Annotated in this window: 14 protein-coding genes; 7 read left to right on the top strand and 7 right to left on the bottom strand. The window is 43.0% G+C overall.

Annotation, left to right across the window (positions count from 1 at the left end; translation table 11 throughout):
* The first annotated feature begins 286 nt into the window (after positions 1-286).
* Complete coding sequence (locus O9332_RS08075; protein ID WP_002758073.1) at positions 287-679, top strand: pre-16S rRNA-processing nuclease YqgF; 393 nt, start codon at positions 287-289, stop codon at positions 677-679.
* A 39-nt stretch (positions 680-718) separates the two neighbouring features.
* Entirely contained in the window at positions 719-1,873 is a 1,155-nt protein-coding gene (gshA, locus tag O9332_RS08080) for a glutamate--cysteine ligase (RefSeq protein WP_288024810.1), read from the top strand.
* A gap of 4 nt (positions 1,874-1,877) precedes the next feature.
* Here the strand turns inward: gshA and O9332_RS08085 are convergent, their stop codons facing one another.
* On the bottom strand, positions 1,878-2,165 hold the full coding sequence (locus O9332_RS08085) for a YggT family protein (RefSeq protein ID WP_002750032.1): 288 nt from the start codon (positions 2,163-2,165) through the stop codon (positions 1,878-1,880).
* A 252-nt stretch (positions 2,166-2,417) separates the two neighbouring features.
* Between O9332_RS08085 and fumC the strand changes: the two genes are divergently transcribed.
* Positions 2,418-3,821 carry a class II fumarate hydratase gene (gene fumC, locus O9332_RS08090; RefSeq protein WP_125731679.1) on the top strand — a complete coding sequence of 468 codons (1,404 nt, stop codon included), beginning with the start codon at positions 2,418-2,420 and terminating at the stop codon, positions 3,819-3,821.
* A 120-nt stretch (positions 3,822-3,941) separates the two neighbouring features.
* On the opposite strand, the gene O9332_RS08095 is transcribed toward fumC, so the two are convergent.
* The 6 genes from O9332_RS08095 to O9332_RS08120 all read right to left on the bottom strand — a co-directional run bounded on the left by O9332_RS08095 (position 3,942) and on the right by O9332_RS08120 (position 9,485).
* The gene (locus O9332_RS08095) at positions 3,942-6,269 is read right to left on the bottom strand and encodes a WD40/YVTN/BNR-like repeat-containing protein (protein ID WP_288024813.1); all 2,328 of its coding nucleotides are present in this window, start codon (positions 6,267-6,269) and stop codon (positions 3,942-3,944) included.
* A gap of 134 nt (positions 6,270-6,403) precedes the next feature.
* The gene (gene pth / locus O9332_RS08100; RefSeq protein WP_002758066.1) at positions 6,404-7,030 is read right to left on the bottom strand and encodes an aminoacyl-tRNA hydrolase; all 627 of its coding nucleotides are present in this window, start codon (positions 7,028-7,030) and stop codon (positions 6,404-6,406) included.
* 49 nt (positions 7,031-7,079) lie between these two features.
* Positions 7,080-7,304 (bottom strand): DUF2811 domain-containing protein, encoded by a 225-nt coding sequence (locus tag O9332_RS08105; RefSeq protein WP_002758065.1) that lies wholly within the window; start codon positions 7,302-7,304, stop codon positions 7,080-7,082.
* A 655-nt stretch (positions 7,305-7,959) separates the two neighbouring features.
* Positions 7,960-8,361: a universal stress protein gene (locus O9332_RS08110; RefSeq protein WP_002765346.1), complete on the bottom strand. Its 402-nt coding sequence runs from the start codon at positions 8,359-8,361 to the stop codon at positions 7,960-7,962.
* Between the two features lie 68 nt (positions 8,362-8,429).
* Positions 8,430-9,275: a type I methionyl aminopeptidase gene (gene map / locus O9332_RS08115; protein ID WP_288024817.1), complete on the bottom strand. Its 846-nt coding sequence runs from the start codon at positions 9,273-9,275 to the stop codon at positions 8,430-8,432.
* A gap of 84 nt (positions 9,276-9,359) precedes the next feature.
* Positions 9,360-9,485 (bottom strand): hypothetical protein, encoded by a 126-nt coding sequence (locus tag O9332_RS08120; RefSeq protein WP_288024819.1) that lies wholly within the window; start codon positions 9,483-9,485, stop codon positions 9,360-9,362.
* Positions 9,486-9,632: 147 nt separating this feature from the next.
* On the opposite strand from O9332_RS08120, the gene trxA reads away from it, so the two are divergent.
* The 4 genes from trxA to O9332_RS08140 are packed head-to-tail and all read left to right on the top strand — an operon-like array spanning position 9,633 to position 11,434.
* The gene (gene trxA, locus O9332_RS08125) at positions 9,633-9,950 is read left to right on the top strand and encodes a thioredoxin (protein WP_002758059.1); all 318 of its coding nucleotides are present in this window, start codon (positions 9,633-9,635) and stop codon (positions 9,948-9,950) included.
* 33 nt (positions 9,951-9,983) lie between these two features.
* Positions 9,984-10,268, top strand: coding sequence for a DUF427 domain-containing protein (locus tag O9332_RS08130; RefSeq protein ID WP_002743550.1), 285 nt, complete (start codon positions 9,984-9,986; stop codon positions 10,266-10,268).
* Positions 10,265-10,738: a pantetheine-phosphate adenylyltransferase gene (gene coaD / locus O9332_RS08135; RefSeq protein WP_002758057.1), complete on the top strand. Its 474-nt coding sequence runs from the start codon at positions 10,265-10,267 to the stop codon at positions 10,736-10,738. Before O9332_RS08130 ends, coaD begins: the two co-directional genes overlap by 4 nt.
* A 36-nt stretch (positions 10,739-10,774) precedes the next feature.
* The gene (locus O9332_RS08140) at positions 10,775-11,434 is read left to right on the top strand and encodes an ATP synthase subunit B family protein (RefSeq protein ID WP_002758055.1); all 660 of its coding nucleotides are present in this window, start codon (positions 10,775-10,777) and stop codon (positions 11,432-11,434) included.
* Positions 11,435-11,620: the final 186 nt, after the last annotated feature.

The following is an 11,620-nucleotide window of genomic DNA, read 5'->3' on the forward strand; positions in this document are numbered from 1 at the left end:
GTCTCCGAGCCAGTAGTCAGTAGTCAGGAGAATTAAGAATGAGCATTAATCAATTAAATGCTCTATTTGGTTATTTTATGCAATTTTATGCTTATTTTTCTCATTTTTGCCCTCTCAAAAATTAATTATGCAAGAACTCTAAAGTTAATTTTGTCAAGGATTGTTCAGATGCGCTTACCCTGCTAAAACCCCAACACCCTAAAACCCTAAAACCCCAAAACCCGACACCCAAGACCCTAATTTAGTGATTTAATAAAACCGACCACTGCTGCAGGAGATAAAAACTATGTGTATTCTCGGTTTTGATCCGGGTAAGGATAAATGTGGGATCGCGGTCAGGTCATCAACGGGGAAAATTTATACCCATGAGGTGATAGCATCGTCACAAGCGCTCGAGCGTTTAGCTAGTCTCTGTCAACAATATCCGCTCGAATTATTGGTGATGGGGAACCAAACCACCTCGAAAAGTTGGTGCCAAAAAATTGCCGCTCGTGTCACTATCCCGATTACTCTAGTAGATGAACGCAATAGTACCCTAGAAGCGCGCGATCGCTATTGGCAAATGTTCCCCCCCAAAGGATTACAGAAACTCATCCCCCAAGGTATGCGTCTTCCCGATCGCCCCATTGATGATATAGTGGCGATTCTGCTGATCGAACGTCATTTACAGTCCAAATAATGTCACACTACAAAATAGACACAGCAAGGTGAATTGACGATGCTCCTAAGTAAAGGTTTTGAAGTGGAAATGTACACCGGAACAGCAGCCGGAGAAATTATCGGTTTATCCGATCGCATTGTCAAGGATTTAGATGGTTTTGTCCGGGAACCGGATAGTCGTAACGTAGAATATACTACGGCTCCCATGACTAACTATGACCGTCTTTTATGCGCTACTTTAAAACCTCGTCTCGCTCTACGGCGATATTTGCGTCGTTTAGGCAATTATACCCTAATCCCTGGCAGTACCCTCTCCTTGGGCGATAGTCAACATTTTTATCGCAGTGACCCCCACAATCCCTATCATGACTATATTGAACAGACCTACGGTACTAATGTAGTCACGGCCAGTATTCATATTAACGTCGGTATTAGCGATTATGAGGATTTAATGCGTGCCTGTCGCTTAATTCGCCTAGAAGCTCCTTTATACTTGGCTTTAAGCGCTTCTTCTCCCTTTCTCGACGGTAAAATCACCGGTTCCCATTCCCGTCGTTGGCAAGTTTTCCCCCAAACTCCCGCTTATGTTCCCCTCTTTGAAAGTCATCAACATTTTGTCACTTGGACCGAGGAACAATTAAAACTCGGTACGATGCAGAATGTTCGTCATCTCTGGGTGTCAGTACGTCCTAACGGTAGCAATCGTCCCTATAATCTCAATCGTCTAGAATTGCGAATTTGTGACCTGATTGCTAATCCTATTAGTTTATTAGCGGTTATGGCTTTTTTAGAGGCCCGTTTAACTCAACTTTTACAAGCTCCCCAATTAGACCCCTTAATTTTAAGTCAATTACCCAGCAGCAATCGTAGCGAGGATTTATTAACTTTAACCCAAGAAAACGAACAGGCTGCCGCTCGTTTTAGTCTTGATGCCACCCTGAGACATTGGTACGATGGCCGGGAAATCTTAGCTAGGGATTGGATTAAAGACCTCTATGTTCAAGTTTATCCGATCGCTAAAGAAAAGGGTTTTAGTTGTTTCCTCTCTCCCTTACAAAAAATCCTCCGCGAAGGTAACACTGCACAACAATGGTTAAAACAATACGACCAAGGTATGGATGTTAAAAGTATTATCAAACAGGCGATTATTACCCTAGAAAAAGAGGAACGAGAGTTAGAACATAAATTATGTCAGCATATTCTAGTTGCGTGAATAATTATTTTAAGGCCATGGTAATTAAACCCTGTTGACCGAGAAGAATTTCCCGCAGCAGCGTACAAATTCCCACCCAAATAATTGGAGAAATGTCAACTCCTCCTAAGGGGGGTATGAGTTTACGCACGGGGATTAAAAAAGGTTCCGTTGGCCAGGCAATAATATTAAAGGGAAAGCTATTTAAATCTACCTGTGGATTCCAAGTCAGCACGATCCGTAAGATAAACAAAAGGGTCATCAACCCTAAGATAATTCCCAATGTCCAACTTAATGCGATCGCTGTGTCCATAGTCTCCAATCCCGTCTTTTTTACCGATTATCTTCCCTAAAATATAACAGTTTTTGTCTCATTTAATCATCCTAATCGCCCCAGCACCCTGCCAGTTATTCTTGTCAACCTCCCGGGTAAAAATGCCGCCAGAAAAAGTCCCCATAGGGCTTGACAAACTAGCTAGACTTGACTTATACTTTTATTATAATGGGAATCCGTGTCGTCCTGGAGACCCTCTCTTTTCAGGCCAGATGCAGAAGTAACTTAAAGATGACAGAATTTCGCATCGAGAAAGACAGCATGGGAGAAATTCCCGTACCTGCCGATAAACTTTGGGGAGCGCAGACCCAAAGATCCCTACAATACTTTAGTATCGGTGATAATCTCATGCCCCGGGAGATGATCGCGTCCTATGCCATTCTCAAAAAAGCCTGTGCAATTGTCAATCAGCAAAAAAATCGTCTCAGTCAGGAGAGAAAAAACCTAATCTGTCAAGTCTGCGATGAAATTTTAGCCGGACAACACGCGGATAACTTTCCCCTCTACGTTTGGATGACGGGAAGTGGCACCCAGTTTAACATGAACATCAACGAAGTCATCTCCAATCGTTGTAGTCAACTGACGGGGAATCCTCTGGGTAGCAAAACTCCTGTGGATCCCAACGATCATGTTAATATGTCCCAATCGACTAATGATTCCTTTCCCTCGGCCATGTATATTGCCGTTGCCTTGGCAGTCAAGGAAAAATTAATTCCCAGTCTGCAACTATTACGGAATAGTCTCGATGAAAAAGCCCAATTATGGGCAAATATAGTTAAAATTGGTCGCACTCACCTACAGGATGCCACCCCTTTAACCCTCGGACAAGAATTCTCCGGTTATGTGGGTTTATTGGATGATGGCAGCGATTGGCTAGAAAAATGTCTAGAAAAAGTCTATCGTTTATCCTTGGGAGGAACTGCTGTCGGTACGGGAATTAATGCTCCCCCAGATTTTGATCGAGATGTGGCTGCCGAAATCGCTAATCTGACCAAATTACCTTTTATTACCGCCCCTAATAAGTTTACCGTGCAAGGTTCCCACGATGCTCTAGTTTTCTTGAGCGGGGGATTGAAAACTATCGCTAGTTCCCTGTATAAAATTGCTAATGATATCCGTTTACTTAGCTGTGGTCCCCGTTGTGGATTAGGAGAATTACAGCTGCCGGAAAACGAACCGGGTTCTTCAATTATGCCGGGGAAAGTTAATCCCACCCAATGCGAAGCTTTATCGATGATAGCATTGCAGGTGATGGCTAATGATTTAGCGGTGACGATGGGAGGCGCCGGAGGACATCTGGAAATGAATGTCTATAAACCTCTGTTGATTCATAATCTCATGCAGTCTATCCGTTTGCTCACTGATGGTTGCGCTAATTTCTGTCAGTTTTTGGTGAAGGGGATGACTGCTAATCAAAAACAAATTGAGACTTTTTTAAATCAATCCTTGATGCTGGTGACTGCCTTAAGTCCCGTGATTGGCTACCAAAAGGCTGCCTACGTCGCTCATTATGCCCTAGAAAAGGATTTAACCCTGAAAGTGGCAGCCTTGCAACTGGGATACATCAAGGAAGCGGATTTTGATCGCATTGTTGACCCCGCTAAGATGGTCAATCCCTACGTTGCCGATGGTTAATTCTCTGAGGGGTTGACTGCCGTAAAAATCAGAGGTCGCAGGCAGGCACGGATTCCCATTATATATATAATTATAAGGCAAGCGGCGGGATTTGTCAAGCCCCGCCGGTGAAAATTTCCGCTAAACTTGGCTAATGATAGCGAAGAAAACAAACAGAAAAACCATAAATGCCCCTGCCATGCGGAAGAAGGATTTAGGAAGATTAATAACTTTCTCCAGTTTCAAGAAACCCACCAGAAAATAAGCGGCGATTGCTAGGAGAATCGGGATAACCACGCGCAAGATTGTGCCAAGGGGACCAGAGAAAAACTCACCGATTTTATAGCGGGTTGTATTTTCTTCCGCATGAGGAGGAATAGTTACACTTGTCCAAGTTTCTCCCCCATCGGTGGAACGAAAAACTGTAGTTTTAGCGCCACCAAAACCGAATAAAGTTTTATCTTGAGCGTAATTAGGAGAAAACTGGACGGAGATACCAGAAGAAGGGATACTATGAATTTTCACTAGGGGTATTTTAGGATCACCAATTGATTTAAAAGTTTCTCCTCCATCGGTAGATTTAAACAAGCCATTTCCCTGTAAACTAACTATTACCGTGCGATCATTAGCATAATCAGGAGAGATAGCAATGGTTTCTACTGATGCCTGCGGATTAAACCCTGGTTTCTCTAATTTTGTCCAACTTTTAGCCCCATCTTTGGTGACAAACAAACCGGAAATTGTCCCAGCAAAAATAGTTCCATCACTGGGATAATTGGGAGACATTGCCAACTGCACATTAGAGGTTTTTGATAGGGGGGTTCCTTGGCTGACATTTTTCCAAGTTAGTCCACCATCAACACTTTGATAAATGCCCTCTTTTCCCGTGACAAACAAAGTTTTATCCTTAGCAAAATCAGGGGAAGCTACCATGGCAGGAGCATAATTACCAAAAATTCTGCCCACTTCACTGATATTTTTAACCGTATTTCCTCCATCAGTAGAACGAAATATTCTCCCCTGCTGATTGGTGAGAAAAAGAGTTTTATCCTTGGCAAAATCTGGGGAAGGAACTATCCTCGGACCGCGGACTCCTTCATCAATTTCGATAATTTTCCAGAAATCACCACTGTTATCGGATTTGGCAAATTTATTGCGTAAAAACCCCGCAAAAATAGTTCTATCTTCTCCATAGTTAGGAGAAAAGGCAATGTCAAAGAAACGCCGGGGATCTTGTCCTGATTCTTCGGGATCTTTACCAAGTCGATAAACCTCTAAACCGCGATTAATTGGTGTCCAAGTTTCCCCTTTATCCCGACTGATGAAGATATTGCCTACATAATTAGCCATGACGACAGTGGCATCCTCGGCATAATTAGGAGAAACCGCCATGGCGATAACTGTTCCCCGGGCTAAAGTTTCTATTTCCTGCCATTGTTTGCCGCTATCTGTGGTTTTAAATAAGCCATTAAATCCCCCTAAAAACATCGTATCTTGAACTATTTTTAAATCCATAAAATGGGGAACTTTATAATCATCAGCCTGTTTATCTTTGGTTAAACCCTCGCTCATTTTTGTCCAACTTTTGCCCCCATCTTGCGAAACATACATTCCCTCATACCAAGTGATGGCATAAAGGGTTGAATTTTGGGCATACTGGGGAGAAATAACGATGTCTTCGATGATTTTATCCTTAATTCCTTCGTTAACAGCTTGGAAGCTTTTACCATCATCAACGGTTTTAAAAATACCTGCTTCTTTTGTGCCGACAAAAAAGGTTTTATCCCTGTCTAAATTAGGAGAAAAAGCAATTGTATCCACTGCCCCCACATTAGCAGGTAAGGGGAGATTCTGCCAAGTTTTCCCCCCATCGGAGGAACTGTATAATTTACCCTGTTCATCCCCAAAAAAAATGCGATTAGGATTGTTGGGAGTAATAGCGAGAAAGGTTATCAGTGCCGTGGTGGGGAAAATATTTGACCAATTTTTACCACCATCTGCGGTTAAATAAACCCCTTTTTCTAATCCCACTGCTGCTGCTATATTGGGAGCGGAAGGGGCAATTTGTACAAAGTTAATAAAGTTAGTTGCTAAACCCTGATTAACTTTCTGCCAAGATTCCCCCGCATCTTCACTTTTATAAATACCATCGGATCTTGAAGCTAGATAGAGAATATTTTTATTGAGGGGAGATAGGGATAGGGAACTTAATTCCCCCGTATAATCTAAACCTTGAATTAATCTTGTCCAGTTGCTACCTCCATCCCTAGACTTATAAAAGTTATTTCGCACCAAGATATATACTGTATTATCTGTCTGGAAATCGGGAGAAACTTCCACTTGACTAATTACATCATGGGGACGATGGGCAAAAGCAGGATTACTCCAAAGACAAAAAACTGTAGCGATTATCAATAAAATGAGATTAAACTTGTGGGCGAATCTCAGCAAACTTTGGCGATTAATCATACTTAAACTGCTAATATCGAGGATAAAAATTGACCTAATCTAGCAAAGGGCGATCAAAATTTGACCAAGGGTTCTGTAAGAGTATAGACGAAAATGGCTATTATAACCATTACTAAAATCAGGCTTATTTGCTATCAGCATAGATCAGAACCAATCTCTACACTTTGATTATTGTAGAGACTCATTGCCTTTTGTAACCCTTGTTTGAGACCAAGTTCGATCGCTTTTCTGGACAAGTCTAACACTTTCAAGATGACTTCGTTTTCTTGGGGGGTGAATCGGCCTAAAACGTGGGAAATAGTTGCTTTTTCGCTTGATTTACCGATTCCTATGCGTAAACGAGCGAAGCTTTCCGTGCCAACGTGGGCAATCATCGATTTAATACCGTTGTGTCCGCCAGCCGATCCCGATAGACGGATTCTCAACCGGCCTAGGGGCAGATCCATATCATCGTAAATGACTAAAATCGACTCCGGCTCCAGTTTATACCAGTCCAGCACCGCTCGCACCGATTGCCCGGAGCGATTCATATAGGTTTGGGGTTTTAAAAGACGAATTTTGCCCGGGAGAGGACTGTCACCTTCGGCAATAAAACCTTGAAATCGCTTGTTTTCCTGCCAAGATAGCCCCCAATCCCGTGCTAATGAGTCCACAGCTTCAAAACCGATATTATGACGGGTGCGATCATATTTGGGTTCAGGATTACCCAAACCGATAATTAGCTGAGGAATGATTAAATTAGGGGTTTTATCGGAATTCATAGGGGAAAATCGGGTTTTTAACCATGACCCGACTCTTATTATCCCCGAATTAGCACTCCGAGCGCTGGAACAAAGTTTCTAGATAAACCTTGGCACAGCTATTTTGCTCCTCAAAATTCATCCTTTCGGAGGATTGACAATTAAGTAGAAAAAATGATATAGCCGCCGTAAACACACCATCTTGATCCCAACTGGGGTGAGTTTCTAGATATTGTTGTAGGGATTGGTGGAGGATTTCGGGGATTTCTGCCAAGATACTGACTGATGTATTCATATCGTTTACCTCTGATCGGAAGTGGGGAAATCCCTGACTGGTGCAGTGGACAGTAAGGACTATTGTGAGCCAAGTTGGGGGGAGTTGCAATATTACCAGATGTAAAGGAATGCTTCAGAAAAACTTAATATTTACGAGGGAATAAGGGTTAGAGCTAGATTTTATTTACTTAACTTAACAGTAACTCAGTATCTATCGATGGGTATTTTGACAATCAAGATTAATTTTTTCTGGAAGCAAGTGCCGATTCTATCGCTGTTGCCTGTGGAAAAGTCTGGGTAAACTGTGGAAAACTGGGGAGTGAGTGGGGAAAGACCGGGGAATGTATGGGGGAAAACATCGGGGAAAAATAAGATTTGCAAATTTTAGTCAGCAGTGATGATCAAGACTACTTAGGGTTTGCTGAATAAATCTAAAAACCTTGTTGGATAAGACTTTTGGACTTTTTTCCCCTCAAAAAGTGCCAGCCATTGCGGGGATCGGGGGAAAATTCAGGTACTTTTTCCCTGAAAATTAGGTAGTTGACCACCTGAAAATCGGTAAAACCCCACACCCCACACCCCACACCCCACACCCTGCCCCTAGGAAAAGCTTTTTCAGCAAACCCTACTTAGGCACTCTTGCCAGAGTACCTTTTCTAGCTGAATGCTGGCTGCTATGCTTTTACCACCAATACGGAACAGGTAGCTTCTGCCACCACGAGACTACTAACAGAATCTTCGATCACCCGTTGAACTCCCGTTAATCCCCGGCTGCCGATCACGATCAGATCAGCTTGATAGATATTAGCTAAACGAATAATTTCCTCCGCTGGATCACCAAAGATGACCTCGATTTCACTAGGGGTAGCAATCTGGGATTGATAGCAGCGCAATTGATCTTCAATGATCTCACGGGAGGGGTGAGGGCGATCCACTGCCGATTCATCTCCCTCCTTACTGAGAATATGGGTGAGTATAATGCAAGAATTTGCCGTTAGAGAAAGGGAATTCAAAGCATGGAGGACTCGATGGGATGATTCCCCACAATCCAAGGCAACAACGATATTTTTAAACATTTTGACTAAATCCTACCGCTAAATAAATTTCCAATTAAGATTCCAAGGCAAAAAATCTATAGATAATTTTATAGGTTATTGCGATCGGTTAGGATTTCATAACCTGTGGCGGTTACTAGGACAGTATGCTCAAATTGAGCGGAGAGAGCATTATCCATCGTCACCACCGTCCAACGATCGCGTAAAGTTCTGGTATGTTTAGATCCCCCATTGACAATTGGTTCAATTGCCAGAGTCATCCCGGCGCGGAGTTTGACATTGGGTAACTCATTAGTGCGAAAATTAAATACCGAGGGTTCTTCGTGGAGATTTCTGCCGACTCCATGGCCGGTAAAATCTTCTACCACCTGGAAACCGTTAGCTTGAACGTGATCTTCGATCGCTCCCGCAATATCGAGCAGATAATTGCCCGCTTTTACCTGATTTATGCCTTTATATAAAGCTTCTTCCGCCACGCGGATTAATTTTTCGGTTTTTGGAGAGACGGAACCGATAGCGATCGTGATACAGGAATCCCCATGATAACCTTGGTAGTAGGCCCCCGTATCTACCTTTAACACAGAACCAGCTTTGAGGCGTTTTTTCGGGCTAGGGATACCGTGAACGACTTCGTTATCGACGGAGGCACAAATCGAGGCAGGAAAGCCATAATAACCTTTAAAACTGGGAGTAGCACCCATTTCGCGAATACGTTTTTCCGCATAGACATCCAGAGCCGCCGTCGTCATCCCGGGTTGAGCGATCTCGGCGATTTCCTTGAGGACTGTAGCGGCAATTTTACCCGCTTGTCGCATAATAACGATTTCTGCGGCGGATTTAGTTTCGATTCCCCGGCGGCTTTTCTGTACTCGCGGTGAACCTACTTGCTCTGGAGTTTTAGTTTCGGGAAAAAGCAGCTTGGTTAGGATGTTCATGGACAGTTGGCTGTCGAGTCTTTAACTTAACTTAGCATTTTCCCGGCGATCGATGACTGCTCTGGAGAAATCAAAAATCTTCCCTTAGGTGAGGAGACAGGAGACTCCGAGACAGGAGATGGGGAGATAGGGAGATAGGGAGATAGGGAGATAGGAGAAGGGAGTGGGGAGATGAGGATAAAAAAGACAAGAGACAACTATACTAGCCATAAAACCGAAAATTATCGCAAATTTATCTGACTTTTAAGATATTTTGAGCCGATAGCACATCGAGAACTTACTTTTGCAGGAGAGCTAAGGGACATTTAGAAAAGCTATAGTAGGGAAAAGGCTATTTTTCTGGCGAGGTGACAATTTATGGCAGTCAAAAAAGAGTTTTCCAGTTTTCAGGAACTGTTGCAAACCACTAATCTTCCCGTGTTAGTGGATTTCTATGCCACTTGGTGCGGTCCTTGTCAAATGATGGCTCCGATTCTAGAACAAACGGGAATGTATTTCAAAAATCGCCTACAAATTGTCAAAATTGATACAGACAAATATCCCAATTTAGCCAGTAAGTACGGTATTCAAGCTTTACCCACTTTAGTAGTCTTTAAAAATGGTCAACCGATCGATCGAATCGAGGGAGTGATGCAGGTTAACCAACTGGTTCAACATTTACAAACTCTGTTGTAAGATAATTTTGAACCAGAACTAGGAGTTAGTGTCATGGCAAAGGCGATTTGGAATGGTGCAGTGGTAGCGGAAAGCGATAACTGCGAAATTGTCGAGGGAAACTACTATTTTCCCCCCGATACCATCAAAGCTGAATATTTTCAACCCAGTAACACCCATACCATTTGTTCTTGGAAAGGAGAGGCTAGTTATTATACTCTCAGGGTAGATGGACAGGACAATAAAGATGCCGCTTGGTATTATCCCGATCCTAAACCAAAAGCCCAAAATATTAAAGGATATATCGCTTTTTGGCGAGGTGTGAAGGTTGAGAAATGATCGCCATCTACCCCGGCAGCTTCGATCCAGTTACACTCGGTCATTTAGATATTATCGAACGCAGTGTGCCACTATTCGAGCGAGTAATCGTGGCAGTTCTCTGCAATCCCCATAAAAACCCCCTGTTTACGGTCGAAAAACGCATAGAACAGATCAGTTACTGTACAAAACACCTGAAAAACGTTGAGATAGACAGTTTTTCAGGATTGACGGTTGAATATGCCAGATTAAAAGGTGCTAAGGTGCTGTTGCGGGGGTTGCGGGTTCTCTCAGACTTTGAAAAAGAACTGCAAATGGCACACACCAATAAAACTCTCTGGGAAGGAATCGAAACGGTTTTTTTAGCCACCACTAAAGAATATAGTTTTTTAAGCAGTAGCGTGGTTAAAGAAATCGCTCAATTCGGTGGCTCTGTCACCCATCTAGTCCCAGAAAACGTTTCTAGGGATATTTACTCATACTATAGCTAACATACTAAAATACAGTAATGAGGACGATCTGAACCTATGGCGCGCCGAGAACCTAATGATCCCAGAAAAGCAGTACCTAACACTTCTAATAGTGGGGTTCCCAGTCCACCCGTCGATTTCGATATCTATCAGGATCTGGCGCGTCTGCAAGAGATGATTTTTGATAGTTTCCATATCCCCCTCACCCGTTGGACAATCATCGATGAGGGACAGATATCCGAACAGATCGATCTCATCTATGAAACCGTGCCACCAGCAGTACAGAAAGCTTTGGCAATTTTGCAGGAAGAACAGGAAATTATCACTAAAGCGGAGGAATACGCTCAACAAGTCCTTCGTTCCGCTCAACAAAGAGCCGCCCAAATTCTCGATGAGTCCGGTATTATTCAACAAGCAGAACGGCAAGCGGCCCAAATTCGTCAACGGGTTCAGCAGGAATGCGAATCCTTGCAACAACAAACCCTCGATGAAATCGAACAGATGCGTCACAGCACCTTGCAGGAAGTGCAACAGTTACGACAAAAAACCCAAGCTGAATGTCATGAAATTCAAAAAGGCGCTGACGACTATGCCGAAGCGGTTTTAGAACATCTCGATCGAGAATTAGGGGAAATGTTACAAGTTATTCGCAACGGTCGTCAACAGGTAAGATCGAAACCAACATCTTCAAAAAATCTACCCGGAGAACGTCCTTAATCAGTTATCAGTTATCAGTTATCAGTTATCAGATGTAAGTTTTAAGGGCTCTTCGGGACTTGGTATGGTTCGATATGGGGGCATAAATCGACTAAATCCTTATCTGGCAAGAGATTTAATTGATTAGTTCGCTCTAGATCGCAAACAATTGACAAAAATCGCGGTAATGTCTGTCTCTATAAGGGT

Source organism: Microcystis sp. LE19-10.1B, from assembly GCF_027530565.1.
GTDB lineage: Bacteria > Cyanobacteriota > Cyanobacteriia > Cyanobacteriales > Microcystaceae > Microcystis > Microcystis aeruginosa.